The sequence below is a fragment of the Streptomyces scopuliridis genome (assembly GCF_042790125.1).
GTDB classification, from domain to species: Bacteria; Actinomycetota; Actinomycetes; order Streptomycetales; family Streptomycetaceae; genus Streptomyces; species Streptomyces scopuliridis_A.
Genome location: NZ_JBHTZS010000054.1, coordinates 1 through 26,953, shown reverse-complemented (window position 1 = coordinate 26,953; position 26,953 = coordinate 1). Strand labels below are relative to the sequence as shown.

Genomic DNA, 26,953 nt, shown 5'->3' with positions numbered 1-26,953 from the left:
CCGGGGTGGGCTTATTGGTGTTGGTTGTGGGTTGGGCGGGGCTTTCGGGGGGGTGCCCGGCTGTCCCCCGGGGGGGGGGCGGGGGGGTTCTACCCCCCGCCCCCCGCGCCCCTTTCTTGGCCGGTCCCGGTCAGCTCTCCAGGGCCGGGTAGTCGAGATAGCCCTTGTCGTCGCCGCCGAAGAAGGACGCCGGGTCGGGGGTGTTGTACGGGCCGCCCGCCCTGAGCCGGGCCGGCAGATCGGGGTTGGCGAGGAAGAGCGCGCCGAAGGAGAGCAGATCGGCGGTGCCGTCCTCGATCAGCGCCAGCTCGCCGGCGCCGGTGAAGCCCTCGGTCGCGGCGTTGAGGACGAGCGTTCCGGAGAACAGCTTGCGCAGGGTGACCGTCAGTTCGCGGTTGTTCTCGATCAGATGCAGATAGGCGAGGCCGAGCGGCTCCAGCCGCGTGACCAGCGAGGTGTACACGGGCTCCGGGTCGGGCTCCGACACCCCGTTGTAGGGGTTGCCGGGCGAGATCCGGATCGCGGTCCGCTCGGCGCCGATCTCGGCGGCGACCGCGCGGGTCACCTCGACCGCGAAACGGATCCGGGCCTCGTCGGAGCCGCCCCACTCGTCGGTGCGCAGATTGGAGTTGGGGGCCAGGAACTGATGGATCAGATAGCCGTTGGCGCCGTGCAGCTCGACCCCGTCGAAACCGGCCTCGACCGCGTTGCGGGCCGCCGCGGCGAAGTCCGCGATCGTCTCCCGTACTTCGTCGGAGGTCAGCTCGCGCGGGGCGATGAAGTCCTTGGGTCCGTCATGGGTGAAGACCTGCCCCGGCGCGGCGACCGCGGAGGCGCCGACCGGGACCAGGCCGTCCGGCAGCAGGACCGGGTGGCCGATCCGGCCCGCGTGCATGATCTGCGCGAAGATCTTGCCGCCCTTGGCGTGTACGGCGTCGGTGACCCTGCGCCAGGCCGCGATCTGCTCGGCGCTGTGCAGTCCGGGGGTGTCGGGGTAGCCCTGGCCGACCACGGAGGGCTGGGTGCCCTCGGTGATGATCAGCCCGGCGGAGGCCCGCTGCGCGTAGTACTCCACCGTCGAGTCGGTGGGCGAGTTACCGGCGCCGAAGGCGCGGCTGCGGGTCATCGGGGCCATGGCGATGCGATTGGTGAGCTGGGTACCCGACAGGTCGATCGGGTCGAACGCGGTGGTCATGGGGGCTCCATAGCGGGCGTGAGAAGGGCGGGAACAAGGGCATGACGACATACGGCCGACACATTATGTGGTCGGCCAAGTAATCAACCGCGGGCCACCCTAGTTCATTCCCGGGGTCGATTATTGGCCGACCAAGGTAAAGTCGGTCCCATGACCTCGGACCCGCCCGCGACCTCCGGCACCCCCGCCTGTCCCGACCGGCTGCCCGCCGCCGCGCGCGGCGGTCCGCTCAGCCACGCCCTCTCCCGGGTGGCCCGGCTGCATCGCATCGCCGCCGGGAAGCTGCTGCGGAGCACCGGCCTCTACCCGGGCCAGGAGTTTCTGATGATGCACCTGTGGGACGCGGACGCGGTACGGCAGTCCGAGCTGATCAAGTCGATGGATCTCGACCCCTCGACAGTCACCAAGATGCTCCAGCGGCTGGACCACGCCGGGTACGTACGGCGCTCCGCCGACCCCCAGGACCGGCGCGCGGTACTGGTCACGGCCACCGCCGACAGCTGCACCCTGCGCTCCGAGGTCGAGGGCGCCTGGACGGAGCTGGAGGAGCACACCCTCGCGGGGCTGGACGACGGCGAACGCGCGGAGCTGGCCCGGCTGCTCGCGAAGGTCGAGGCCAACCTGTGCGCGGAGGCGGCGAACTGTCCGGACCGGCCGTCGGTCCATCCGGCGCCAGTCCAACCGGCGTCAGCTCAACCGGCGTCAGTCCATCCGGCCGGCCGAGGCGGAGGCGGCCAGGGCGATCAGTGAGGCCGTCTCGTCCAGGGCGTGCGGGTCCTCCGTGAGCCTGCTGGTGGCGATCCGGACATGGGGGCGGGAGTAGTCGACGCAGAAGCGGCTGCCCGGTGAGACGGTGACGCCCCGGGCGGCCAGGGTGACCAGCGCGGACGTCTCGTCCGCCACCGGCACCCACAGCATCAGCCCGTCCCGGTTCGCGGTGGGCACCCCGTGCGCGGCGAGGCGGGTGGCCAGGCCGGTGCGCCGCAGGTCGTAGCGGCGGGCGGCGGCGCGTACGTGCCGGGTCGTGCCGTCGTCGGTGAGCAGATGGGCCAGCGCGTCCTGGAGGATCCGGCTGGTCCAGCCCGTACCGAACGTACGCAGCACCCGCGCCCGTTCGACGACCTCCCGCGGCCCGCCGACCACCGCGATGCGCAGATCGGGCCCGTACGACTTGGAGTACGAGCGCACCAGGACCGTACGGCCCGGCAGGTGCGCGCCGATGCTCGCGGCCGGTGCCATGGCGACGGGGCCGATGCCGTCGTCCTCCAGGACGAGCACGTTCGGGGCGCCCGCCAGCACCGCCGCCAGCGCCGCCGCCCGCTCCTCGCCGATGGTCCAGCCGCAGGGCGCCTGGGCCCTCGACTGGTGCAGGAAGAGCGCAGGGCGCCGTTCGAGCGCCCGCGCGAGGGAGTCGGGAAGCGGCCCCTCGCCGTCACAGGCGACGGGCACGATCTGCGCGTCGAGCGCTTCGAGGATGTCCAGCAGCCGCGCGGCGGTCGGATCCTCCACGGCGACCCGGTCCCCCGGCACGATCAGCGCCTGGCAGAGCAGTTGCACCCCTTCGTAGCCGCCGCCCACGGCCATCCATGCCTCCGGTTCGAACGGCCAGGTCCCCTGTACGGCCTCCAGGAGCGCGGCGGTGATGGCCGAGCGCGAGTAGTCATTGAGGCGGGGGCTGCGCGCCCCGGCGAGGAGGGCGTCCTCCAGCGCGGGCAGCAGGGCCGGGTCCGGGGCCGCCACGGCGAGATCCAGCGTCAGATGCGAGCCGAGGTCACCGACCCGCTCGAAGCGGACCGGGTGCGGGACGGCCGGCGGGCCGCTGACGACGCTGCCGCGCCGGCCCAGCGTGGTGATCATCCGGTGTCTGCGCAGTACCGCCCAGGCGTCCGCGACGGTGCCGGGGCTGACGCCCAGCTCGGCGGCGAGAGCGCGCACGGTCGGCAGCGTGCTGCCGGGCGCCAGCTCCCCGGAGCGGATGAGGTCCGTCATGGCGGCGGCGACTCCGCGCGCGCTGGTGTCCGTGATGCGCCCGGCCAGCCTGGCCGCGCCCCGCGGACCGGCCGCCCACGTCCTGTCGACCGCGTTCTCCTGCATCGCCCACCCCTCGTCGGGCCGAACCCTGGCATGTGCTCCGTAGGTTACGGCATGGAAAATTTATGTTCGGACACAAACCAGATCTTGTTTGCCCTACCGCTGAACAATAGTGTTCCAGCCATCGCACGGCCGGATATGGCTGATTGAGGCTGAATACGGGCTATGCGTGACGTTGCGAGAAAACGCACCACCTGCAAGGAGTGTCTGCTGTGTCATCTCCCGTGATCCGTCTGGGACTTCGCGACTGGGACCATGTCGTACCGCTGGCCACGGGGATCGTGGGGGCAGCGGGCTTCACGGTCCGGATCGACTCACGGGACGTCACCCCCGACGTACTCGCCGAGCCCTCGCTCGACGGGGGCGAGACCTCGTTCAGCCGCTATGTCCAGGCCCGCGCGGCGGGGGACGACCGGCTGGTCGGGCTGCCCGCGTTCGTGATGCGCGGGTTCCGGCAGCGCTGCGTGCTGGTACGCGCGGACAGCCCGCTGCGCTCCCTCGGCGAGCTGGCCGGGGCCCGGATCGGGCTCACCGGCTGGCCGGACTCCGGCAACACCTGGACCCGCGCCCTGCTGCGCGCCGAAGGCGTGGATCTCACGGGCGTCGACTGGCGCGTGGGGCCCCTGACCCTCGGGGAGTCGGGCAAGGACCGGCTGGGCAGCAGGCCGCTCCCGTCGTATGTCTCGGCCATGGCCGAGGGCGAGTCGCTGGAGGAGGAGCTGGCCGCCGGGCGGCTGGACGCGATCCTCACCCCGTTCATGCCGCGCGAGCTGTTCACCCCGGCCAGCCGCTTCCGGCATCTGCTCCGCGATCACCGGGCCGCCGAGCGCGAGTACTGGGCGGCCACCGGGTTCGTCCCCGGAATCCATCTGGTCACCCTCAAACGGGAGGTCGTCGAGGCCCATCCGGCGCTGCCCGGCGCGCTGCTCGCGGGGCTGGAGCGGTCCAAGCGCCGCTGGGTCGAGCGCCGCCGGCTGCTCGCCGACACCACCCCGTGGCTGCTGGGCGAACTGACCGAGTCGGCGCTGCTGTTCGGCGACGACTGGATGCCATATGGGGCCGAGCCCAACGCGGAGATGACCCGCGCCTTCTGCGAGGAGCTGTACGCGCAGGGGATCTGGCCCGAGCCCATCGACCCGGGCGTGGTCTTCCCCGAGGCCGCGCTCGCGACCGTACCGGCCGGCTCCGCCCCGCTCACCTCGCCCGCCGCCGTACCCGCCGCCCTGCCCGCCCTCTGAACCACCCGGAGCCCCTCACCATGCGCATAGCCGTCGGACAATTCGCCGCCACCCCTGACTGGAAGGACAATCTGGCCGCCTGCCAGGAGCTGACCGCCGAGGCCGAGCGGGGCGGCGCCGATCTGCTCGTACTCCCCGAAGGCGTCCTGGCCCGCTTCACCGAGGACCGCCACCGCATCCGCGAGGTCGCCCAGCCCCTGGACGGCCCGTTCGTCACCGAACTGCGTGCCGCCACCGTCGGCGGCCATGTCACCGTCGTCGTCGGAATCCATGAACCGTCCGACGACGGACGGGTGTTCAACACGCTCGTGGCGGTGCGCGACGGGGAGCTGGTCGGCCGTTACCGCAAGATCCATCTCTATGACGCGTTCGGCGACCAGGAGTCGGCGAACGTACGTCCGGCGGATGAGCCGCCCGTCGTCATCGAGGTGGCCGGCACCAAGGTCGGCCTGATGACCTGCTACGACGTGCGCTTCCCCGAGCTGGCCCGGCTGCTCGTCGACGCGGGCGCCGAGGTGCTCGCGCTGCCCGCGGCCTGGGTGCGCGGCCCGGCCAAGGAGCGGCACTGGGAGGTCATGATCACGGCGCGGGCGCTGGAGAACACCTGCTGGGTGGCGGCCAGCGGCGAGTGCGGCCCGCGCAACATCGGCAACAGCCTGGTCGTGGACCCGCTCGGTACCGTCCGCTCCCGGCTCGCCGCCGTACGCGGTCTCGCCTGGGCCGAGGCCGACCCGGGCATCACCGCGGCGGCCCGCCGGACGCTGCCCGTCCTGGCCAACCGCCGGTTCGCCGTCGACCCGACCGTCATTCCTCTCCCTCTCCCCCTCGCCGGATCCGGAGCCCACTGATGAGAGTCCCGATGAGATTTCCGAAGCGACGTCCGAAGCGACTTCCGAAGCGATTCCCGAAGAGTGCCGTGTTCGCGGCCGGCACCGCCCTCTCCTGCTGTCTCGTCCTCGCGGGCTGCGGCACCAACCCGCCCCAGGCCAAGGGCGCCACGGACAACTCCGCCGGCACCGGTTCCGCGACGGGGACGCGACTGGCCGTGGACAAGGAGCTGAACGCGCTGCTGCCCGAGAAGACGCGTACCTCCGGCAAGCTGGTGTCGGTCAACAACGGTTCCTTCCCGCCGTACGAGATCGCCGGTTCCGACGGGCACAGCCTCACCGGCGCCTCCGCCGATCTCTCCGACGCGCTCGGGCAGCTCCTCGGCGTCACGATCGAGCATGTGACGGCCGACGGCCTGCCCAGTGAGCTGACCGGTATCAAGGCCGGCCGCTACGACCTCGCCATCGGCCCGGTCGGGGACTTCAAGGACCGCCAGGGCGCCAACGACTTCGTCGACTGGGTGCGGGAGTTCGTCGTCTTCGCCGTGCCGAAGGGGAATCCGCACGGCATCAAGGACCTGGACAGCACCTGCGGGCAGCGGATCGCGGTCATGGGCGGCGGCTCGGCGGAAGGCGTGATCAAGACGCAGAACGAGAAGTGCGTCAAGGACGGCAAGCCGGCCGTCAAGATCCAGTCCTACAAGGACCAGCCCGGTTCCATCCTGGCCGTGCGCTCCGGCCGCGCCGACGCCTTCTTCTCCTCGCAGGCGCCCCTCACCTACTTCGTCGCGCAGGCCAAGGGCGACCTGGAGCTGACCGGCACGGGCCAGTCCAACGGCTTCGACGACCTGTACCAGGGCGCCGTCGTCGCCAAGGACTCGCCGCTGCGCGACGTACTCGTCAAGGCGATCCAGAAGCTCATCGACAACGGCACCTACGGCCAGGTCATGAAGAAGTGGGGGCTGTCGGCCAACCAGCTCGACAAGCCCGGTATCAACCTCGGCGTCTGAGCCCGGTCCTCGGCGCCCGATCCCCGTAAGGAGGTGAGCCGACCATGGCCACCGCACACTCCCCGACCACCACGAAGGCCACGAAGGACGCGAAGGACGCGCGCGAGGACACCGCCGCCGCGCCGGACGCGGTCCCCGCCGTGGACGTGGCCGGAGCCGCCCCCGTCCGCCATCCGCTGCGCTGGCTCTCCGTCCTGGTCCTCGCGGTCCTCGCCGCGCAGCTCGGCCACTTCCTGGTGACCAACCCGAACTTCGAATGGTCCACCGTCGGCAGCTACTTCGGCGCGCAGGTCATCGGCGAGGGCATCGCCACGACGATCGAGCTGACCGTGGTCGCGATGCTGATCGGCATCGTCGGCGGCGTACTCGTCGCGGTGGGCCGGATGTCGGAGAACCGCGTGCTGAGCGCGGTCTGCGGGGCGTACGTCTGGTTCTTCCGCGGCATCCCCGTCCTGGTCCAGCTGGTGTTCTGGTACAACCTCTCCGCGCTGCTGCCCCGGATCTCGTTCGGGGTGCCGTTCGGGCCGGAGTTCATCGGCGGGCAGACCAACTCGCTCATCACGCCGCTGTTCGCCGCCATCCTCGGCCTCGGTCTCAACGAGGCCGCGTACATGGCCGAGATCGTGCGCGGCGGTCTGCTGGGCGTCGACCAGGGGCAGACGGAGGCCGCCGCCGCGCTCGGTATGGGCAGGGCGCGGATCCTGCGGCGCGTGGTGCTGCCGCAGGCCATGCGGTTCATCGTGCCGCCCACCGGCAGCCAGGTGATCAACATGATGAAGGCCACCTCGCTGGTGAGCGTCATCGCCCTGGCCGATCTGCTCTACACCGTGCAGTCGATCTACAACCGCACCTTCGAGACCATCCCGCTGCTGATCGTCGCGTGCCTCTGGTACCTGGTCATGACGTCCGTGCTGTACGTCGGCCAGTCGTTCATCGAGCGGTACTACGCGCGCGGGGCGACCCGTAACGCACCCCAGAGCTTCTGGGACTTCGCGTTCTTCCGCCGCCGCGCGGCCCCGTTCCCGGCGGCGCGGGAGCGGTCGGCACCGTCGGCAGCATCGGCACCGTCGGCACCGGAGAAGGAGACCCGATGATCAAGGACGCTCTCACGACGGACGCCCCGGTGGACCCGGTGGACCCGGCGACGGCGGGCCCGCCCCTCGTCGTGGCCCACGATGTCCACAAGCGGTTCGGCCAGCTGGAAGTGCTGCGCGGCATCGACCTCGAAGTCCGCGCGGGCGAGGTGGTGGTGCTGCTGGGCCCGTCCGGATCGGGCAAGTCGACCTTCCTGCGGTGCATCAACCATCTGGAACAGATCGACGCGGGCTCCATCCATGTCGGCGGACGGCTGATCGGCTACCGCAGGTCCGGCTCCCGCGTCCACCATCTGCGCCCCCGCGAGGTGACCCGGCAGCGCCGTGACATCGGCATGGTGTTCCAGCACTTCAATCTCTTCCCGCATATGACCGTGCTGGGCAATGTCATGGAGGCCCCGGTGGGGGTGCTCCGTACGCCGAAGACCGAGGCACGGGAGAGGGCGCTGGCGCTCCTGGGGCGCGTGGGGCTGTCGGACAAGGCGAACGCCTATCCGCGCCAGCTCTCCGGTGGCCAGCAGCAGCGCGTCGCCATCGCCCGCGCCCTGGCGATGCGGCCGGAGCTGATGCTCTTCGACGAGCCGACCAGCGCCCTGGACCCGGAACTCGTCGGTGAGGTCCTGGCCACGATGCGGGATCTGGCCCGGGACGGTCTCACCATGCTCGTGGTGACCCATGAGATCGGCTTCGCGAAGGAGGTGGCGGACCGGGTGGTCTTCATGGACGGCGGGCGGGTACTGGAGAGCGGCACGCCCCGGGAGGTGCTCGACCACCCCACCCACGAACGCACCCGGGCCTTCCTGGGACGCTTCCTCTAAGAACCGCCGGAAAGCGTCCGCGTCAACAGCCGCCCCGCCGTCCGCTCAGCCGGCGAGCACGTCCAGCGTCCGGTCCACGTCGGCGGTGGTGTTGTAGAGGTGGAACGCCGCCCGTACATACCCGGCGCGCAGCGAGACCGCCACCCGCGCCCGCCGCAGATCGGGGTGACGGTGCGTCAGTCCCGGGACGGACACGATCGCCGACTCGCCGGGGACCGGCTCGTGGCCGAGCCCGGTCAGTCCCGCCCGGAAGCGGGCGGCGAGGGCGGTGTCATGGGTGTGGATCGCGTCGATGCCGATCTCCTCCAGCAGCGCGAGGGACCGCTCGGCGCCGTAGTACGAGAGGAAGGCCGGCGGCTCGTCGAAGCGGCGCGCGGTGGTGGCCAGCCGCTCGACGGCACCGTACGTGCTGTCCCACGTGTCCTCGGCGGCCACCCACCCCGCGTGCCGCGGCACCAGTGACCCCTGCGCCTCCTCGGTCACGGTGAGGAAGGATGAACCGCGCGGGCAGAGCAGGAACTTGAACCCGCCGGTCACGGTGTAGTCGTACGCCCCGGCGTCCAGCGGCAGCCAGCCGGCCGACTGGGTCGCGTCCAGCAGCGTACGGGCGCCGTGCGCCGCCGCGGCGGCCCGGATCGCCGGCAGATCGGCGACCCTGCCGTCCGCGGACTGGGCCGAGGAGAAGGCCACCAGCGCCGTGCCCGGCCGTACCTCCCCGGCCAGCTTCTCCAGTGGCGCGTACCGGAGCACGAGATCGCCGCGGACGGCGAAGGGGGTGATGACGGAGCTGAAATCGCCCTCGGGGAACAGGACTTCGTCACCCGGCCGCAGGGAGGACGCGATCAGCCCGACATGTACGGCGACCGAACCGCCCACCGCGACCCGCTCGGCCGGGACCCCGGCCAGCCGGGCGAAGGAGTCGCGCGCGGCGCCCACGGTCTCGAAACTCCCCGCGCCCTCACCGCCCCGGCCGGTCGCGTTGTCCCGGGCCAGCGCCTGGACGGCCTCGACCGACCTGCGGGGCAGCAGACCGCAGCTGGACGTGTTCAGATACGTCATATCCGGCGCGAACTCGGCGCCTCCCAGGGAGTCCATGGATCCACCCTGGAACCCGGCCACCTCATAGTCAATCGCGCATACGTGAACGGAACACCCAAGCGATCCTTATGAATGGGCCCCGGCCTGCGGAATCTCGCAGGAGCCGTCGGTGTCACAGACGGCGGCGTCCGGCGACGCCGCGCCGACGGGCGTGAGCGTACGGCCCTGCCACGCCTGCTCCAGCGCCTGCGTGAACGCCTCGGCCGGCTGCCCGCCGGAAACGCCGTAGCGCCGGTCGAGCACGAAGAACGGCACCCCGCTCGCGCCCAGTTCGGCGGCCTCGCGCTCATCGGCCCGTACCTCGTCGGCGTACGCGTCCGCGTCGGCGAGCACCCCGCGGGCCTCCGTCTCGTCCAGACCGGCCTCGACGGCGATCGACACCAGGGTCTCCTGGTCGTAGACGGAACGCTCCTCGGCGAAGTTCGCCCGGTAGGCGAGGTTCAGCAGCTCGTCCTGGCGGCCCCGGGCCTTGGCGAGATGGAGCAGCCGGTGGATGTCGAACGTACTGCCGTGATCGCGCCCCTCGATCCGGTAGCCCAGCCCCTCGGAGCGCGCGTTGGCGGCGACGCCCTCCTCCATGGCGAGCGCCTCCGCCCGGCTGCGCCCGTACTTGGCCGCCAGCATGTCGACGACCAGCCCGGTGTCCCCCTTGGCGTGCCCCGGATCCAGCTCGAACGACCGGTGCACCACCTCGACCTCGTCCCGGTGGGCGAAGGCCGCGAGTCCCTTCTCGAACCGGGCCTTTCCTATGTAGCACCAGGGACAGGCGATGTCGCTCCAGATTTCGACGCGCATGTTTCGGCTTCTCTCCAGGGTCGGGGGTGTCGGGTGCCGGGGGTGTACGGAGGCAGCCTCCGGCCCCTGGGCAACGCATCCGCGCCCCGCGGGATTCCCGGCCGTCACGAAAGGTGGTGCGGCACCTGGTGGATGTAGGAGGCGCCGCAGGCGTGGCAGAGCGGCTGCCCGGCGGGCGTGCCCCACGCGTCCGTCGTCTGTGTGACGGCGTCCGGATCCAGCTCGCGCCCGCACAGCGCGGTCGTCTGGTCCAGTCGCGTGATGTGCCATACCTCGAATCGGGGTTCCGGGTCACGGGGTGAGGCGCCCTCCGCGTACTCCGCGCGCATTTCGTATTCCATGCTCGGTCTCCTGATCGGCGTAATGGCCCACGGAATGTGGTGGTCGACGGAATGTGGTGGTCCACGGAATCCAGTGGCCCACGGCACGACGACGCATGATTGCCCGCTTCCCCGAACGCTTGAAACAGGCCCGCTCCCTCCCCCTTCAGGTCAACCGTATTCCCCGTCGCCATTCGCGGATCAGCAGATATCCGAGGTACACACCCCCGATGGCCATGGTGTAAATGCCGACGGGCAGATTCTCGAAGAGGGGCGCCTGCTGCGCGGCGAGATCCGCGAGCACCAGCAGCAACGCGCCGACCAGCGCGGACAGTGTCAGATGGGGGCCGGAGCCGTGGGTGAGCCGCTTGGCGATCTGCGGCGCGGTCAGCGCGATGAACGCGATGGGGCCGGCGACGCTGACCGCTCCGGCGGAGAGCACGATCGACAGGGTGACGGCGATGCTCTTCGTCGTCCCCGGCTCGGAGCCGAGCCCGCCGGCGAGTTCGTCGCCCATCTCGGCGATGCCGAGCCGGCGCGCGATCAGCGCGGTGAGCGGGGCCACGACGAGCAGCACGAGCCAGATCGTGCCCGCGTCGTCCCAGGACCGGGCCGCCAGACTGCCGTTGACATAGGCGGTGAGGACGGACGCCTTGTCCCGTTCCACGGCGTAGACCACGTACTGGATGACCGCCGTGGCGATCGCGGCGACCCCGATACCGGCCACCACGAGCCGCCCCGGGCTCCGGAATCCGCTCCCGGTCGATACGTACACCAGCACCATGGCGAGCACGGCTCCGGCGAGCGCGCCCATCGGCACCGGCAGCGTCCCCGGCAGGAACAGCGCGACGATCGCGGCGCCCGCGCCCGCCCCGGCGTTGAGCCCGATCACATCGGGGCTGCCCAGGGGGTTACGGGTGACGGACTGGAAGAGCGCGCCCGACAGGCCGAGCGCCGCGCCGGTGCCCACCGCGACCACGAGCCGCGGGCCGCGCAGCCGCTCCAGCACGAACGCGTCCTTCCCTTCCGCGCCGCCTGTGACGGCGCCCGCGAGGTCGGCGAGCGGGATACCGAGCCGCCCCAGCGAGAGCGTGGCGAGCGCGCCGGCGACGATCAGGACCAGCAGGACGGCCGCGATGATCACGGAGATACGGCGCACGGGCAGCGCCACGGCGCGACCGACCGTCAGATAGCCGGGGGGCGAGGCCGGTCCCCCGGTCCGGGTCCCGGACCGCGTCCCGGTCCACGTCCACGTCCGCGTCCGGGTGGGCGTCATGAGGTCCCCTTCATCCGGCGTACGGCGTAGAGCAGCGCGGGCGCTCCGATGAACGCGGTCACGACTCCGACCATCAGTTCCTGCGGACGCAGGACGACCCGGCCCGCCACATCCGCCAGGAGCAGCAGCGCGGGACCGGCGACCGCGGAGAACGCGATCTGGAGCCGGAAGTCGACCCCGACCAGCGCCCGCACCAGATGCGGAACGGCCAGTCCGACGAAGGCGATGGGGCCGACGGCCGCGGTCGCCGCCGCACTCAGCAGCGTCGCCGCGAACAGTCCGGCCCCGCGCACCAGCGCCGGGTTCGCCCCGAGAGACGCGGCGGACTCGTCGCCGAGCGCCATCGTGTTGAGGCCGGGGCCCAGCAGCAGGGCGATCACGAGCCCGGACGCGGCGAACGGCAGCACCGACAGCAGGACGTCGAAGTCCCGGCCGCCGAGGGCGCCGACCACCCAGTACCGGTAGCTGTCGAAGACCTTCGGTCTGCTCAGCGTGACGGCCTGGATGAACGCCATCAGCACCGCGGAGAGCACCGCCCCCGCGAGCACCAGCCGCACCAGGGACGTACTCGCCCCCGCCGCTCCGATGGCATGGACGAGAAGCCCGGCGAGCAGGGCGCCGGGCAGCGCCCACCACATGGTGTCGGTGGTGCCCGAGGCCCCCAGGAACGCGGTCGCGGCGACGACGCTCGCGGCCGCGCCCGCGTTGATGCCGAGGAGCCCCGGGTCGGCCAGCGGGTTACGGGTGACCCCCTGCATCAGCGTGCCGGCCACGGCGAGACAGAGCCCGGCGAGCAGCCCGAGCGCGGTCCTCGGGTAGCGGCTCTCGACCACGGTGGTGACATAGGGGTCGGCGGTGCCGGAGAGTACGTCGAGGACATCGCCGAACGAGGTGTTCCTGCTGCCGAACATGACGCTCGCGAGCACGGCGCAGGCGAGCACGGCCACCCCGGCGAGCAGGGCGTACACCCGCCGGGACGTGCTGGTGGGCATCCCGCCACGTCCCTCCGACCGGGCTCGGCTCACGTGCCGAGCTTGGCGACGGCTTTGTCGATCAGCGGCAGATAGCGGTCGATGACCCAGGGGACGGTGAGCGGGTTGATGATGGACGACGCCGTGACGAAGGAGTTGTCGTCACTGGCGACCACGGCGCCGCGCTTGACGGCGGGGATCGCCGCGTACAGCTTCTGCGCCTCGATCTCCTCGCGGGTCCTGGCGTCGGTGTAGAACGTGAAGACCAGATCGCTGTCGGCGAGCTTCTCGGCGTTCTCCAGGCCGATCAGCGCGGAGTCGGTGCCCTTGGTCTCCTTGAAGGTGTTCACGACGGGATCGACGGTGAGCCCGAGGGACGAGACCATCTCGACCCGCTGCTCCTCGCTCTGGAACACACCGAGGGTGCCGGGGCCGGAGGTGTAGATGTACGAGAACGAGACGTCCTTGTAGTCCGGCCGGGTCGCGGCGGCGTCGGCGAGCCGCTTCTCGATCTCCGAGGTGAGGGTCTTCGCCTCGGCGGGCTGCCCCAGCGCCTTGGCGATGATCTCGATCTGCTGGTCCCAGTTCGTGCTCCACGCCAGCTCGGGGTAGGCGACGGTCGGCGCGATGTCGGAGAGGATGTCGAACTGCTCCTGGGTGACGCCCGACCACGGGGCCAGGATCACATCGGGTTCGAGTTCGGTGATGGCCTCGAAGTCGATGTCCTCACCGCCCGCGAACTGCGTCGGCAGCGTGTCGCCCGCCTTGGTCACGGCCTCGTGGATCCACGGCAGATAGCCGGTCTTGTCACTGCCCCACTCATAGCTCTCGATGCCCACGGGCGTGTGGCCGAGCGCGATGGCCGTCTCGGCGGAGCCCTGGCCCAACGTGACGACACGTTCGGGCTGCTCGGATATCTTCGCGTCGCCGAGGGCGCTCTTGATCGTGACCGGGAAGGCTCCGGATCCGCCGCTCCCGGCCGACGCGCCGCCGGGCTCCGGGTCGCTCGACGAGCAGCCGCCGAGAACGAGTGCGAACGCGGCGGCGGTTGCCGAGGCGGCGAGCGTCCGACGACGCGCGCGGGTGAACCAGGCTGGCATGACGTTCCTTCAGGTCTTCGCGGGCAGCACGGACGCGCCGCACGATCAGAAATGCTTAGGTAAGCCTAAGCTAAGTAGGATCTGCCTTCAACCGGGTACGCGCGAGCCGGCCGCCGAGGGTCTCTCCTCGGGTGGGTGGCCGCGTCAGCGGGCCACGAGGGGCGGGGTGAGTGCCGCGTCCAGGTACGGGTTGTCGACCGGGGCCGGGGGGCGGACCAGTCGGCGGCGTTCCAGCTCGCACAGGCTGGTGCGTTCGTAGCGCCGCCGCAGCCCGAGATAGGCCGTGGCCTCGGCGCCGTACAGGTCCATGGCACGCTCCAGGCCGCTGGGGCAGGGGCGTTCGGGGACCAGCGCGAGACGCAGCCAGGGGATGGACCGCTGGAGCGCGTCGTTCACCCGGGTCACCGATGTCTCGGTCGGATGCACGATGTGGTGGACGCGCGCCCCGGGCGGGACGTCCGACGGGTTCGTGGTGGTCGCCTGCTCGGCGAGGCTCAGCATCGCGCGGGCAGCGGCGTCGACCTGCAGGAGGTTGATGCTGGCATCAGGGGCGCCCAGCAGCCGGACGGTCAGCCGCCCCGTGGCGTCGAGCGGCGCGGAGGAGGCGTCGACCAGGGCCCGGGGGCCGTGCCGCAGGAAGAGGGTGAGCTTGGCGGCCAGTACGGCATAGGTGTGCTGCGGGGCGCGTGGCAGGGCGGTCCGGTCGCTGAGCAGCACACTGGGCCGGAAGACCGTGGCGCCCCGGCCCCGCGTACGCGCCCAGTCGTGGACCAGCCGCTCGGCGCGGTACTTGGACTCCTCGTACGGGGTGAGAAAGCCGGACGCCTCCAGCTGCCGCTCCGGTACGACACCGTCGATCCGCGCCCCGGCCACGAACGCGGTGCTGACATGGAACAGATGCGGGGCGCGGCGGCCGGCCGCGGCCAGCGCGAGGATCTGCCGGGTGCCCTCCACATTGGTGCGGTGCAGTTCCCCGGCGTCTGCGTGCAGTTTGGTCAGCGCGGCACAGTGCAGGACGGCGTCCACACTGTCCGCCACCGCCTGGAACTCGCCCTCGGACAGGCCGAGCCGGGGGCGGTCGAGGGTGATCTGGACGGCCCGCACCTGGCGCGCCACCCGCTGTACGGTCTCGGCCGGCGCCCCGGCCGAGCGCAGGGCCAGCGCGAGTGAGGCCATGGCCCGGTACGGGGGCTGGCGTACCAGCGCCACGACCCGGGTGCCCTGCGGCAGCAGATGCAGCAGCAGATACGAGGCGAGGAAGCCGGTCGCTCCGCTGATGGCGATCGTGGAGTCGGCCAGGGCGGGAGTGGCCGAGCCGGGGCGGGAGCCCGGGGCGGGACCGGGCACGTGAGGGGTGGGGCCAGGTCCGGCCCCGGGTTCGTCGGGTTCGGGGTCGGGCACTTCGGCGTCGGGCATGCCTTCTCTTCACATTCTTCGCGGGGAGCGTCCAGTCGCTCGGAGACCCACTCATCGCCCCGGAGTTCACCCGGAACCGGCTCACGAGGAGACCGAACCTATCCCGGCCGGCGGGCTTTAACCGCTCCTTATGTCCGGCGTGATCATCTTCCACCCCATCGAGTGACTTATCTGCTTCACGTATTGCCCGGGACCTCGAATCGCAGCACGCGATGGGTGTCATGGCGCGGGTGGTGCGGATCGGGGTACCAGCCGTGCCGGGCGTAGAAGGACCGGGCGCGCGTGTTGTGCTCGTACACCTCAAGCCGCGCCGTAGCGACTCCCACGCGCTGCCAGGCGCTGACGCACGCGCTGTGCAGCGCGCCGCCGATGCCGCGGCGCCACCGCGCCGGAGCGACATGGAACTGGGTGAGCGTCATGACGCCCCCGGCCGGACGGTACGCGGCGATGCCCGCGAGCCCGGAGTCGTCCACGGCACAGAGCACCGCCGCGTCCGGGTCCTCCCCGGCGAGGGCCCGCGTCCAGCCCGCGCGGACACGGGCGCGCTCGGCCGGGCCGTCGTAGGCGTCCTCCGGCAGATGGCCGCGGTAGTACGTGGCACGGGCCTCGGCGTGCAGGACCGCGATGGCGTCGAGGTCGCCGGGCACCGCGGTCCTGATCACCGGAACGCTGGAAGGGAAGCTCATGGAGAGGGGGACGCGCCCGCGCCGGCGGCCGGTTGCGCCCCCTGGACGAGCGGGTCCGCGGGCGGCGGAATCTCAGCTGCCGTCCCGCGCGTCCGCGAGTCCCTCCGGCCGGAAGGCGATCCTGTCGTAGGTGACCGCGCACCCCTCGCCCGTGGGCGACTGCGCCAGGAAGCCGACGCGCGCCGCCGCGGCCTGCTCGGGCGTGCCGAGCGTGAAGACCCGGACGAAGGTCCACCGCTCGCCGTCCGGGGAGGCGTGGAAGGCGAACGCCCGGCCGGTGCGGCTGATCCGCAGCCAGTGGCTGTCTCCGTCGACCACAAAGGAGTTGGCGTCGTCGGAGTGGCCGCGGGTGACGACCGTACAGATCGTCGGACGCTCCGGCGACAGCTCCAGACAGAGCTTGGCCCAGTGCCGCGCGTCGGCCTCCAGAGCGAGCACGCCCGCGTCGAAGGCGGCGGCGAAGCCGACCGTGACGCGGGCGATCAGCTGGAAGTCGCCGTCCGGGGTACCGAGCAGGCGCGGCGCGTCGGAGGCCGGCTCCAGGGACGCGCCCGCCGGTGGTACGAAGCGGTCCTGCCGTGCGCCCGCCCGGCCGGTGAGCGCTCCGTCCGCGTAGCGCCACGCGCCCTCGGGTCCGTACGCCCGCAGCGGGAACGGCAGTTCGGGCAGGTCGATCGGCTGATCACTCATGCGCTCGGCTCACCGTGCTCGGCTCCCTGTTGTCAGTTCGGTTCCCTGTTGTCCGTTCCCTGTTGTCAGTTCTCCGGGCGGCCGTCCACCCGGCGCGGCAGGTCCAGGGGGTTGTCGTCGCGCAGCTCCGGCGGGAGCAGCGCGGCCGGCGTCGACTGGTACGAGACCGGGCGCAGCCAGCGCTCGATCGCCGTGGCGCCGACCGAGGTGGAGGTGGAGGTGGTCGCCGGGTAGGGGCCGCCGTGGTGCTGCGCGGGGGCGACGGCGACGCCGGTCGGCCAGCCGTTGACCAGGACGCGTCCGGCGAGCGGGGTGAGCGCCGCGAGCAGTTCGGCGGCGCCGGGCTCGAAGCCGTCGGGCTCGTCGGCGAGTTGGAGCGTGGCGGTGAGATTGCCCGGAAGGCGGGAGAGCACCGAGGTGATCTCGTCCCGGGACGCGTACCGCGCGACGACGGTCACCGGGCCGAAGCACTCCTCCAGCAGCAGATCGTGCGGACCCTCGGTGGCGAGCAGTTCCGCGTCCACGGTCAGGAAGCCCGCGCTGACGGTGTGTTCGCCGCCCGCGCCGGGGGTGACCGGGGCGTCCACGCCGGGCAGCGCGGCCCGTTCGCGTACGCCCGTGACGAAGGCGTCCCGCATCCGGTGGTCGAGCATCACCCCGGGTTCGGTCTCGCTGACGGCCGTCGTCAGGGACTTCACCAGCCGGTCGCCCGGCTCACCGGCCGGTGCCAGGACGAAACCCGGCTTGGTGCAGAACTGCCCCTCCCCCAGCGTCATCGAGCCGGCCAGCCCGGCACCGATCTGCTCGGCGCGCTCGGCCGCGGCGGCCTCGGTGATCACGACGGGGTTGAGGGAGCCCAGCTCGCCGTGGAAGGGGATGGGTGTGGGCCGGGCGGCGGCGGCGTCGAAGAGCGCGCGTCCGCCGCGGACGGAACCGGTGAAGCCGGCCGCCGACACGAGTGGGTGCCGTACGAGCAGGATGCCCGCCTCGAAGCCGTGCACCAGAGTCACCACGTCCTCGGGCAGCCCCACTTCGGCGGCGGCCCTGCGCAGCACGGACGCGCACAGTTCGGAGGTGGCGGGGTGGTCCGGGTGCGCCTTGACGACGACGGGGCAGCCGGCCGCGAGCGCGCTCGCGGTGTCGCCGCCGGGCACGGAGAAGGCGAGCGGGAAGTTGCTCGCGGAGTAGACGGCGACCACGCCGAGCGGCACCTTCCAGCGGCGCAGATCGGGCCAGGGCGGGGTGCGGTCGGCGTCGGCGTGGTCGATGCGTACGTCGAGGAAGGCGCCCTCGTCGACGACCTCCGCGAAGGCCCGCAGCTGGGCGGTGGTACGGGCGAGCTCGCCGGTGAGCCGGACGGGGCCGAGCGCGGTCTCCGCGTCCGCTGCCTCGATGACGTGCGCTCCGGCCTCGTCGAGCAGATCGGCCGCCGTACGGAGCAGGGCGGCGCGCGCGGTACGGTCGGCGAGCGCGGCCCGTGCGCCGTGCGCGCCGCGCACCGCGCGGTCGACCTCCTCCGCCGTGGCCTCGTGCGCGACCTGCTCGCGCTGCTTCCCTGTTCGGGGGTCGACACTCCAGACTGGTGCTGCTGCCACCGCGACTTTCCTTCCCGACGTACCGACGTACCGACCTACAGACCGACGGAGCGAGCGAGCGACGTGACGGACCGCTGCCGCCCCTCGGAACCTGTTCGGTATTCTGAACAGAGTTCCTGATGGTGAATTGTCAAGGACTCTATTTCCGCGCGTTCCGTGTGGTCAAGAGTGGTCAGGAGAGCGAGTCAAGTGGGCGAGAAGGAGCGAGGGACGATGTCGACCGCGGAGACCGGTGGCGCACAAGTGAAGTCCGCCGTGCGGACGGTGGAACTGCTGGAGTACTTCGCGGGACGCCCCGGCATGCACTCGCTCGCCGCCGTCCAGGAGGCGGTCGGCTACCCCAAGTCCAGCCTCTACATGCTGCTGCGCACGCTCGTGGAGCTGGGCTGGGTGGAGACGGACGCGACGGGCACGCGGTACGGCATCGGCGTACGGGCCCTGCTGGTCGGCACCTCGTACATCGACGGTGACGAGGTCGTCGCCGCCGCCCGCCCCACGCTGGACCGGCTCTCCGACGACACCAGCGAGACCATCCACCTCGCGCGGCTCGACGGCACGAACGTCGTCTATCTCGCCACCCGCCAGTCCCAGCACTATCTGCGGCCCTTCACCCGCGTCGGCCGCCGGCTGCCCGCGCACTCCACCTCGCTCGGCAAGGCGCTGCTGGCGACGCACAGCGACGAGCAGGTGCGCAAGCTCCTGCCGGAGACCCTGCCCGCGCTGACCGAGCACACCATCACGGACCGCGAGAAGCTCATCGAGGAGCTGCACACCGTACGGGAGCAGGGGTACGCGGTGGACCGCGAGGAGAACACGCTCGGGCTGCGCTGCTTCGGTATCGCGATCCCGTACCGCACGCCGGCGCGCGACGCGATCAGCTGCTCGGTGCCGGTGGCCCGGCTCACCCCCGGGCACGAACAGATGATCAAGGACACCCTGTTCGACGCGCGCGACCGGCTCACGCTCGCCACCCGGCGGCTCTGACCGGCCGGTCCCGCCGGCCGCCGGCCCGGCCCGGATGAGGAATTCCTGAGAAGCGTGCGGGGCGGGAACGCCGTCCGCGCCGTCGCTCGTCCCTCATACGGGATGAACAAGACGATCAGACACACGGCGGTCATCTGTCTGCTGCTGGTGCTCGCCCTGCTGGTGCGGGCCACCTGGGTGCAGGCGTACGAGGCCAGGGCCCTCGCGGACGACAAGCACAACCGGCGGAACATCATGGCGCAGTACGCGCAGCCGCTCGGTGACATCATCGTGGCCGGCTCGCCGGTCACGGGCTCCAGAAAGACGGCGAGCGGCGATCTGGCGTACGAGCGCACGTACACGGACGGCGCGCTCTACGCACCTGTCACCGGCTACAGCTCACAGGCGTACGGCTCGACCCAGCTGGAGGGCATCTACGCCGGTGTCCTGGACGGGACGGACAGCCGGCTGAAGAATCCGCTGGACGCGATCATGGGCAAGCAGACCGCGCCGGGCGACGTACTGACCACGATCGACCCCGCCGTACAGGAGGCCGGATACCGCGCGCTCGGCGGCAAGAAGGGCGCCGCCGTGGCGATCGACCCGGTGACCGGCCGGGTGCTCGCGGTGATCAGCACCCCCTCGTACGACCCCACGAAGATCAGCGGCACCACGGACGGCGACGCCTGGAAGCAGCTGACCGGGGACGCGGCGAAGCCGATGGTCAACCGCGCCCTGCGGCAGCCGCTGCCGCCGGGCTCGACGTTCAAGCTGGTGGTGGCCGCGGCGGCGCTGGAGGACGGTCTGTACAGCTCGGTCGACGAACGGACCGACAGCCCCGACCCGTACACCCTGCCCACCACGACCACCGTCCTGCGCAACGAGAACAGCTCCGCGCCGTGCGAGAACGCCACCATCCGCACCGCCCTCGCGTACTCCTGCAACACCGTCTTCGCGAAGATGGCCGACGAACTCGGCCAGGACAAGGTCCGCGCGATGGCGGAGAAGTTCGGCTTCGACGACGCCACGCAGGAGATGCCGGTGCGCGCCTCGGAGAGCGTGTATCCGTCCGGCATGGACCGCGCGCAGACGGCGCTGACGGGGATCGGCCAGTTCGATGTGACCGCGACCCCGCTCCAGATGGCCATGGTCTCGGCGGCCCTGGCCAACGACGGGCTGCTCGCCGCGCCGCACATGGTGTCGAAGGTCGTGGACGCGAGCGGGGACACCCTCCAGTCGTACCAGGACGGCGACACGAAGCGGATCGTCTCCTCGTCGACGGCCGAGCAGCTGCGCAGCGCGATGGTGACGGTCGTCCAGGACGGTACGGGCACGAACGCGCGGATCGGCGGAGCCGAGGTGGGCGGCAAGACGGGCACCGCGCAGCACGGCGTGGACAACGTCAACACGCCGTACGCGTGGTTCACCTCGTACGCGAAGGACTCGTCCACCGGCAAGCAGGTGGCGGTCGCGGTCGTCGTGGAGGACTCGGGCGCGGCGCGTTCGGAGGTCAGCGGGAACGGTCTGGCCGCGCCGATCGCACAGAAGATGATGACTGCGGCGCTGAACTGATCCGGCGCCCCCACCGCACCACGCTCAGCCCCCGCCGGCCCCGGCCCTGAGCCGCCCCGTGCTCGTCTAAGGCCCTTTCCGTGCCGGGGAGTAGGGCGAAATCACGATGCGCCGACCGGGTCCTCAGGGGCCACTCTGGCGCCCGTACGGGACGCGTACCGGACGCGTACGGGACGGGTGCCGCGAGGCGGAAGGGGCCGGTGGGGCAGTGGGGTTGGGCGGGGGAGGTCTCGGGGGTGTGCTGCGGGACCGTAACGCGGGGCTGTACCTGACCGGTGTCGTCGTCTCCGGTTTCGGAACGTCCGCGATGTGGCTGGCGGCCGGGATCTGGACCAAGTCGCTGACGGGCTCGGACAGTCTGGCCGCGCTCACGGTCTTCGCGCTGTGGGCGCCCGCGCTGGCGGGCCCCCTGCTGGGGACGGTCGCCGACCGGGTGCGCCGGCGGCCCCTGCTGATCGGCTGCAACCTCGCCATGGCGGCCCTGCTGCCGCTGCTGCTCGCCGTCGACTCGGCGGACCGTGTCTGGATCCTCTTCTGCGTGCTGTTCGTCCATGGGGCGAGCGGTGTCCTCCAGGACGCGGCGGAGTCGGCTCTGGTCGCCACGGCGATCGACCCTCGGCTGCTGGGCGACTTCAACGGGCTGCGGATGACGGCCAACGAGGGCATGAAACTGCTGGCGCCGCTCGCGGGCGCCGCGCTCTACGCCGGGTTCGGCGGCGGCGCCGTGGCGCTGCTCGACGCGGCGACCTTCGCCGTGGCCGCCGGGCTCTTCGCGGCGATGCGCGTACGGGAGGAGCGGCCGGGCCAGGACCCCGTCGGCGGCCGGGGGGCGGGCCTGGCCGAGGGCGTCCGGGCGCTGCGGGGCTCCGCGGCCGTACGGCCGCTCGTACTGGCCGCGTCGGCGACGATGCTGCTCGCCGGGCTCAACGGCGCGGCCATCTACGCGGTCGTCGACCGCGGGCTCGGCCACTCCCCCACGTATGTGGGGGTGTTGTACGCGGTGCAGGGCGCCGGGTCCGTACTGACCGGGCTGGTGGCGGGTCCGCTGTTGCGGCGGCTGCCGGAGCGGGTGTTCGCCGCCGCCGGTATCGCGCTGTTCGCGCTGGCCGTGGCGGCGCGGGCGCTGCCGTACGACGCGGTGGTGCTGGCGAGCGCCGTCGGCGTCGGCGTCGGGCTGCCGTGTGTGCTGATCGCGGCGATGACGGCGGTGCAGCGCGAGATCCCGGCCCCGGTCCTCGGCCGTACGGCGGCCACCGCCCACACGCTGATGTATGTGCCCAACGCGCTGGCGCTGGCGCTCGGCGCGGGTCTGATCGCGCTGGCCGACCCGTCCGTACTGCTGCCGGTGACCGGGGCGGCCGGGCTCCTCACCGCGCTGGCGCTGGCCGCCCCCGGTCCCGCGCGGAAGAGGCTCGACCGGCCCCGTCCGCCGGGCTCAGCGACCGAGGTCTGACAGCGCCTTCGTGACGGTCTTCAGATCCGCGTCCGAGGCCAGCCCCGCGTGGTACAGCCGCAGTTCGGTCGCCCCGAGCGCCTTCGCCCGCGCCGCGTCGTCGGCGAGCGCGGCCGGGTCGCCGCCCATGCCGCTGACGACCGTGAAGTTGGCGGCCAGGACGGACGTCTCGGTGCCATGGCCCGCGAACGGGCTCAGCATCCGCTCGGCCGCACCCCCGGTGCAGGGCAGGACGACCCCGTCCGCGACCCCGAGGATGTGCGCCGGGTCCACCCCGGCGTTGGCGCCGACGTGGTACGTCGCCGGATCGGCGTGCAGCAGCACCTGGAATCCGGGCCCGGCCGCCGCCCGTACGGCCGCGACCGCCCGCTCCTGGAGCGTACGGGCGACCGAGCCGCGCCACTCGGCGGTGACGGCGGCGAGATCCGCGCCGAGGAGCTTCTCGACCGAGGACCAGCCCGCCTCGGCGGAACCGGTGGCCCAGACGGGCCCCAGCGCGCGCCGTACGGCGGCGTTCAGTTCGCCGGGCGGGACCCCGAGACCCGCGTATCCGTCCCGGCAGACGCCGCAGAAGCAGAGCGACATCAGATACTGCGCCGCGTCGCCGAGGCCGACGCCGGCGATCTTGTCGTGGGCGTGCAGATGCGCGAGCCCGTACCAGCCGCAGGACTCCAGCTCGGTGCCGCGCGCCCCGGGGCGTACGGCGGCCTCGGCCGCCAGCTCCACCAGATACGCGCCGACCGCGGGCCGGGCGATACAGGGCGCCCAGGGGTAGCGGTCGCCGTACGCGTTCACCACGGAGGTGTCGGGACGCTCGGCGCCGAGGCGGGAGTTGTGCGCGAGGACGACCCAGCTGTGCACGTCGAGACCGGCCTCCGCCAGGGCCGCCGCGGCCTCGCCGTACGCGTCGGCGGGGGCCCAGGACCCGGCGGGGTACGGACGCAGCTCGTGGCGCGCCCAGCGGGCTTCGTCCACCGGGTAGAGGACGGCGGCGTGTTCGGCGGTGACGACGCGGTGGCGCGGGTGGCGCGGGGTCAGCGCGCGGGTGGAGTGGTAGGCGGAGGCGAGGGTGACCTGCCGGACGCCGAGGTCCGCGATCCTGGCGGGGGCGTCGGGGTCGCCCACCACGTCCCAGGGGTAGAGGAAGGCCGAGGTCTTCACGCGGCGCCGCCCGGCGTACCCGTACCGGTTCCGGCGCCCGCGCCGTCCCGGTCCGATGCCGAGTCCGATTCCGTCAGCAGCACGGCCCGGCCCCGCTCGATGATCTCGGCCAGCTCCTTGATGTGCGCGGGCTGCGGCTCGCTCAGCGGCGGCCGTACCTCCCCGACGTCCAGTCCGCCCAGCCGGACGCCCGCCTTGACGAGCGAGACGGCGTATCCGCGTCCCTTGCCGCGCAGTTCGACCAGGGGGCGGTAGAAGCCGTCCAGCAGCCGGTTCACGGTCGCGTCGTCGCCGGTGGTCAGGGCCCGGTGGAAGGCGAGCGCGATCTCGGGGACGAAGCAGAAGACGGCGGAGGAGTAGAGCGTGACGCCGATGCCCCGGTAGGCGAGACCCGTGAGCTCGGCGGTGGGCAGGCCGTTGAAGTAGAGGAAGTCGCGGTCCGGCTCCTCGGTGCGTACGGCGCTGATGACGCGCTGCATCAGTTCGAGGTCGCCGTATCCGTCCTTGAGCCCGGCGATGCCGTCCACGCGGGCCAGTTCGACGACGGTCCCAGGGGTGAAGACGGCGTTGTCGCGCTGGTAGACGATCGTCTCCAGCGAGGTGGCGCCCGCCAGCGCGGTGTAGTGGCGCAGCAGTCCCTCCTGGTCGGCGACGACCAGATAGGGCGGCATCGCGAGCAGTCCGTCCGCGCCGGCCTCCTCGGCGATCCGCGCGTACTGGACGGCGAGCGCCGTGCCGTAGCCGGCGCCCGCCACGACCGGGACGCGGCCCGCGGTCTCCTCGACGGCCGCGGCCACACAGGCGCCGAACTCCTCCGGGGTGAGGGCGTGGAACTCGCCGGTGCCACAGCAGGCGAAGACCGCGGAGGCTCCCGCGTCGACGCCCCGGCCGACATGCGCGCGGTACGCGTCGAGGTCGAGTGCGCCGTCCGGCCCGTACGCGGTGACGGGGAAGAACAGCGGCCCGGCCACATGAGTCAGGCGGGCGGCGAGCGGGGCTGAGGTCACGGGCGCTCCCTGGGCCATGCGTCGAGCGGCGACCGCTCGTGCACAATTATGATCGATGTCCATATCCCTGAACAACGCCACGCTATGGCAGGCGCGCGCCGCGGGTCAAGACGGAAAACCGCAACCCAGAGACGGATTCCCGCACTCCGGGCGACACTTGACGGCGCTCCGCCCCACTCTCTAGTTTGTCCACGCATGTGAATTCCAGCTATGAATCTGAGCCCGAATCCGTGTGCCCGGTTCCGAGCCGCGAGGAGATCTCCCCCATGCCCGCACCCCGTACCGTCCTGCTCACCGGCGCCGCCGGCGGACTCGGCACCCTGATGCGGGGCCTGCTGCCCGCGTACGGCTACGAACTGCGGCTCTTCGACGTCACCCCCATCGAGGGCGAGCCCGACGCCATCACCGCCGATCTCGCGGACAAGGAAGCGCTGCGCGAGGCCGTGCGGGGGGTCGACGCGATCATCCATCTCGCGGGCATCTCGCTGGAGTCCACCTTCGACAAGATCCTGCGCGCGAACATCGAGGGGACGTACAACCTGTACGAGGCGGCGCGCGCCGAGGGCGTCGGGCGGACGGTCTTCGCCTCCAGCAACCACGCGGTCGGCTTCACGCCCCGACCGATGGGGGACGACCCGCTGATCCCGGTCGACACCCCGCGCCGCCCCGACACGTTCTACGGGCTCTCCAAGTGCTTCGGCGAGGATCTGGCGCAGCTCTACTGGGACCTGCACGGCCTGGAGACCGTCTCCGTACGGATCGGCTCCTGCTTCCTTGAGCCCAACTCGGTCCGCATGCTCTCCGTCTGGCTGAGCCCCGGCGACTGCGCCCGGCTCTTCCACGCCGCCCTCACCGCCGAGGGCGTCGGCCACAGCGTTGTCTACGGCTCGTCCGCCAACACCCGGCTGTGGTGGGACCTCACGAGCGCGCGGGCGCTGGGGTACGAGCCGCGCGACGACTCGGAGCAGTACGCCGGGAAGCTCATCGCGGAACAGGGCGAACTCGACCCGGACAACCGGGACCACGCCTTCCTGGGCGGCACGTTCGCCACCGACCCGCCGCGCTGGCCCCACTGACCGTCGCCGCGGCCCCACCGAGGTCCGTGGACCCATGGCCGGCGGCCCCGACCGGCGGCGGACTCGATCGGCGGAAGGTAAGGGAACGGCAAAGCGGGGTCGTTCGTTACGTCTGGCATGACAGCTATGACCCCCGGCTCGAACATCCCTCTTCCCACCGCCCATGTGTCGGTGGACGTCGCCGCTCCCGTGCGGCTCGACGTATCGGGCCTGCTGCTCACCGCCGACGGCAAGGTGCGCTCAGACGACGACTTCATCTTCTACAACCAGCCGGCGGGCCCCGGCGTGAGCTACCGCTCCGGCGGAGGCACGGCGCCCGACGCGATCGTCGTCGACACCAGCGCCGTACCCGCCGGCATCGAGAAGATCGTCGTCACGGCGAGCCCGGACGCGGCGGGGCAGAGCTTCCAGGGCATCGAGCCCACGGCCACGATCCGCGACGCGGGCAGCGGCGGCGCGCTGGCGACGTTCACCCCGCCGCGGCTCGGCGCCGAGACCGCCCTGGTGATCGTGGAGATCTATCTGCGCAACGGGGCGTGGAAGGTCCGCGCGGTCGGCCAGGGGTACGCCAACGGGCTGGCCGGGATCGCCACCGACTTCGGCGTCTCCGTGGAGGAGCCCGCCCCGGCCGCGGCCCCGGCGCCCCCGGCGCCCGTCCATGCCCGCGCGGGGGCCGACCCCCGGATCGCCGCTCCACCGGTCCCGGCCACCCCGCCCGCCGCTCCCCCGGCCCCCGCCGCCGCACCCGGCAGCGGCAAGATCAATCTGGACAAGGGCAAGGTCAGCCTCCAGAAGAACCAGACGGTGTCGCTGGTCAAGGGCGGCCGGCCGCTGCTCACCCAGGTCAAGATGGGCCTCGGCTGGGAGCCGGCGTACCGCGGCAAGGACATCGACCTCGACGCGTCCGTGATCGCCTACGGTCCGAACCGCAACCATCTGGACAGCTGCTACTTCGGCAAGCTCTCGATCCTCAACGGGGCGATCAAGCACTCCGGCGACAACCTCACGGGCGAGGGCGCGGGTGACGACGAGGTGATCGTCGTGGATCTCGGCCGGATCCCCGCCGAGGCGACCGGTCTGGTCTTCACGGTCAACTCCTTCACCGGCCAGAAGTTCACCGAGGTCGCCAAGGCGTACTGCCGGCTGATCGACGCGGCCACGGACGAGGAGCTGGTGCGCTTCGATCTGACCAGCGCCGAGGCGCAGACCGGCGTGATGATGGCCAAGCTGATCCGCCAGTTCTCCGGCGAGTGGGAAATGACCGGTCTGGGCGAGTTCGTGAAGTCCCGTACGGTCCGGGGCATGGTCAAGCCCGCCGCGAAGATCCTCTGACAAGGCGCCCACGCGCCGCCTCTCTCCGGAGGGCGGCGGCGCGTGGGCGGGTGGCACGACACCCCCGGGCCGCCGCGGGTCAAGAGGGTACGCCGCGGCCCGGGGGCCAGGCCACCAAACAAACGGTCAGGGGCTTAAAAGCTTTGTCAGAGTTGCGAAAGGGCGCAGG

General features: G+C 71.9%; 25 protein-coding genes. 11 read left to right on the top strand and 14 right to left on the bottom strand.

Translation table 11 applies throughout. The features are described from left to right. Positions 1-130: 130 nt before the first annotated feature. Positions 131-1,195: an alkene reductase gene (locus tag ACFRKB_RS37990; RefSeq protein WP_383111159.1), complete on the bottom strand. Its 1,065-nt coding sequence runs from the start codon at positions 1,193-1,195 to the stop codon at positions 131-133. A 150-nt stretch (positions 1,196-1,345) separates the two neighbouring features. Between ACFRKB_RS37990 and ACFRKB_RS37985 the strand changes: the two genes are divergently transcribed. Further along, positions 1,346-1,945 (top strand): MarR family winged helix-turn-helix transcriptional regulator, encoded by a 600-nt coding sequence (locus ACFRKB_RS37985; protein ID WP_383111158.1) that lies wholly within the window; start codon positions 1,346-1,348, stop codon positions 1,943-1,945. Here ACFRKB_RS37985 and ACFRKB_RS37980 read toward each other — a convergent pair. Beyond that, positions 1,898-3,289 (bottom strand): aminotransferase-like domain-containing protein, encoded by a 1,392-nt coding sequence (locus tag ACFRKB_RS37980; protein ID WP_383111157.1) that lies wholly within the window; start codon positions 3,287-3,289, stop codon positions 1,898-1,900. The genes ACFRKB_RS37985 and ACFRKB_RS37980 overlap by 48 nt on opposite strands. A 209-nt stretch (positions 3,290-3,498) precedes the next feature. Between ACFRKB_RS37980 and ACFRKB_RS37975 the strand changes: the two genes are divergently transcribed. The 5 genes from ACFRKB_RS37975 (at position 3,499) to ACFRKB_RS37955 (ending at position 8,273) form a co-directional block, all read left to right on the top strand. Beyond that, complete coding sequence (locus ACFRKB_RS37975) at positions 3,499-4,524, top strand: substrate-binding domain-containing protein (protein WP_383111156.1); 1,026 nt, start codon at positions 3,499-3,501, stop codon at positions 4,522-4,524. A gap of 20 nt (positions 4,525-4,544) precedes the next feature. Continuing rightward, entirely contained in the window at positions 4,545-5,372 is an 828-nt protein-coding gene (locus ACFRKB_RS37970; RefSeq protein WP_383111155.1) for a nitrilase-related carbon-nitrogen hydrolase, read from the top strand. Positions 5,373-5,440: 68 nt separating this feature from the next. Continuing rightward, positions 5,441-6,361 carry an ABC transporter substrate-binding protein gene (locus tag ACFRKB_RS37965; protein ID WP_383111154.1) on the top strand — a complete coding sequence of 307 codons (921 nt, stop codon included), beginning with the start codon at positions 5,441-5,443 and terminating at the stop codon, positions 6,359-6,361. A gap of 44 nt (positions 6,362-6,405) precedes the next feature. Then, on the top strand, positions 6,406-7,455 hold the full coding sequence (locus ACFRKB_RS37960; RefSeq protein ID WP_383111153.1) for an amino acid ABC transporter permease: 1,050 nt from the start codon (positions 6,406-6,408) through the stop codon (positions 7,453-7,455). Further along, positions 7,452-8,273: an amino acid ABC transporter ATP-binding protein gene (locus ACFRKB_RS37955; protein WP_383111152.1), complete on the top strand. Its 822-nt coding sequence runs from the start codon at positions 7,452-7,454 to the stop codon at positions 8,271-8,273. The genes ACFRKB_RS37960 and ACFRKB_RS37955 overlap by 4 nt, the downstream gene beginning before the upstream one ends. Positions 8,274-8,318: 45 nt before the next feature. Here ACFRKB_RS37955 and ACFRKB_RS37950 read toward each other — a convergent pair whose 3' ends face one another. The 10 genes from ACFRKB_RS37950 to ACFRKB_RS37905 all read right to left on the bottom strand — a co-directional run bounded on the left by ACFRKB_RS37950 (position 8,319) and on the right by ACFRKB_RS37905 (position 18,220). Beyond that, positions 8,319-9,368: an aminotransferase class V-fold PLP-dependent enzyme gene (locus ACFRKB_RS37950; RefSeq protein WP_383111151.1), complete on the bottom strand. Its 1,050-nt coding sequence runs from the start codon at positions 9,366-9,368 to the stop codon at positions 8,319-8,321. Positions 9,369-9,437: 69 nt separating this feature from the next. Then, the gene (locus ACFRKB_RS37945; protein ID WP_383111150.1) at positions 9,438-10,166 is read right to left on the bottom strand and encodes a DsbA family oxidoreductase; all 729 of its coding nucleotides are present in this window, start codon (positions 10,164-10,166) and stop codon (positions 9,438-9,440) included. Between the two features lie 104 nt (positions 10,167-10,270). After that, complete coding sequence (locus ACFRKB_RS37940) at positions 10,271-10,507, bottom strand: hypothetical protein (protein ID WP_383111149.1); 237 nt, start codon at positions 10,505-10,507, stop codon at positions 10,271-10,273. A gap of 145 nt (positions 10,508-10,652) precedes the next feature. Beyond that, positions 10,653-11,762 carry a FecCD family ABC transporter permease gene (locus ACFRKB_RS37935; RefSeq protein ID WP_383111148.1) on the bottom strand — a complete coding sequence of 370 codons (1,110 nt, stop codon included), beginning with the start codon at positions 11,760-11,762 and terminating at the stop codon, positions 10,653-10,655. Beyond that, positions 11,759-12,754, bottom strand: coding sequence for a FecCD family ABC transporter permease (locus ACFRKB_RS37930; RefSeq protein WP_383111147.1), 996 nt, complete (start codon positions 12,752-12,754; stop codon positions 11,759-11,761). The genes ACFRKB_RS37935 and ACFRKB_RS37930 overlap by 4 nt, the downstream gene beginning before the upstream one ends. Before the next feature lie 29 nt (positions 12,755-12,783). Continuing rightward, positions 12,784-13,833 carry an iron-siderophore ABC transporter substrate-binding protein gene (locus ACFRKB_RS37925; protein ID WP_383111146.1) on the bottom strand — a complete coding sequence of 350 codons (1,050 nt, stop codon included), beginning with the start codon at positions 13,831-13,833 and terminating at the stop codon, positions 12,784-12,786. Between the two features lie 144 nt (positions 13,834-13,977). Beyond that, positions 13,978-15,249 (bottom strand): SDR family oxidoreductase, encoded by a 1,272-nt coding sequence (locus ACFRKB_RS37920; protein ID WP_383111145.1) that lies wholly within the window; start codon positions 15,247-15,249, stop codon positions 13,978-13,980. A gap of 176 nt (positions 15,250-15,425) precedes the next feature. Further along, a complete protein-coding gene (locus ACFRKB_RS37915; RefSeq protein WP_383111144.1) occupies positions 15,426-15,935 on the bottom strand; it encodes a GNAT family N-acetyltransferase in 510 nt (169 codons plus the stop codon). 72 nt (positions 15,936-16,007) lie between these two features. Then, positions 16,008-16,625 (bottom strand): DUF1349 domain-containing protein, encoded by a 618-nt coding sequence (locus tag ACFRKB_RS37910; RefSeq protein WP_383111143.1) that lies wholly within the window; start codon positions 16,623-16,625, stop codon positions 16,008-16,010. A gap of 65 nt (positions 16,626-16,690) precedes the next feature. Further along, positions 16,691-18,220: an aldehyde dehydrogenase (NADP(+)) gene (locus ACFRKB_RS37905; RefSeq protein WP_383111142.1), complete on the bottom strand. Its 1,530-nt coding sequence runs from the start codon at positions 18,218-18,220 to the stop codon at positions 16,691-16,693. Positions 18,221-18,433: 213 nt separating this feature from the next. Here ACFRKB_RS37905 and ACFRKB_RS37900 point away from each other — a divergent pair, with 213 nt between their 5' ends. From ACFRKB_RS37900 to ACFRKB_RS37890, 3 genes are all read left to right on the top strand, one after another. After that, a complete protein-coding gene (locus tag ACFRKB_RS37900; protein ID WP_030353710.1) occupies positions 18,434-19,204 on the top strand; it encodes an IclR family transcriptional regulator in 771 nt (256 codons plus the stop codon). Between the two features lie 102 nt (positions 19,205-19,306). Then, a complete protein-coding gene (locus tag ACFRKB_RS37895) occupies positions 19,307-20,755 on the top strand; it encodes a peptidoglycan D,D-transpeptidase FtsI family protein (protein WP_383111141.1) in 1,449 nt (482 codons plus the stop codon). 214 nt (positions 20,756-20,969) lie between these two features. After that, entirely contained in the window at positions 20,970-22,208 is a 1,239-nt protein-coding gene (locus tag ACFRKB_RS37890; RefSeq protein WP_383111160.1) for an MFS transporter, read from the top strand. On the opposite strand, the gene ACFRKB_RS37885 is transcribed toward ACFRKB_RS37890, so the two are convergent. After that, positions 22,191-23,369, bottom strand: coding sequence for a hypothetical protein (locus ACFRKB_RS37885; protein ID WP_383111140.1), 1,179 nt, complete (start codon positions 23,367-23,369; stop codon positions 22,191-22,193). The genes ACFRKB_RS37890 and ACFRKB_RS37885 overlap by 18 nt on opposite strands. Next, positions 23,366-24,376, bottom strand: a complete 1,011-nt coding sequence (locus ACFRKB_RS37880) for a 5-dehydro-4-deoxyglucarate dehydratase (protein WP_383111139.1) — start codon at positions 24,374-24,376, stop codon at positions 23,366-23,368. The genes ACFRKB_RS37885 and ACFRKB_RS37880 overlap by 4 nt, the downstream gene beginning before the upstream one ends. 266 nt (positions 24,377-24,642) lie before the next feature. Between ACFRKB_RS37880 and ACFRKB_RS37875 the strand changes: the two genes are divergently transcribed. Together ACFRKB_RS37875 and ACFRKB_RS37870 are read left to right on the top strand one after the other, a co-directional pair. Beyond that, positions 24,643-25,452 (top strand): NAD-dependent epimerase/dehydratase family protein, encoded by an 810-nt coding sequence (locus ACFRKB_RS37875; RefSeq protein ID WP_383111138.1) that lies wholly within the window; start codon positions 24,643-24,645, stop codon positions 25,450-25,452. Positions 25,453-25,569: 117 nt separating this feature from the next. Beyond that, positions 25,570-26,784 (top strand): TerD family protein, encoded by a 1,215-nt coding sequence (locus ACFRKB_RS37870; RefSeq protein WP_383111137.1) that lies wholly within the window; start codon positions 25,570-25,572, stop codon positions 26,782-26,784. Positions 26,785-26,953 lie beyond the last annotated feature (169 nt).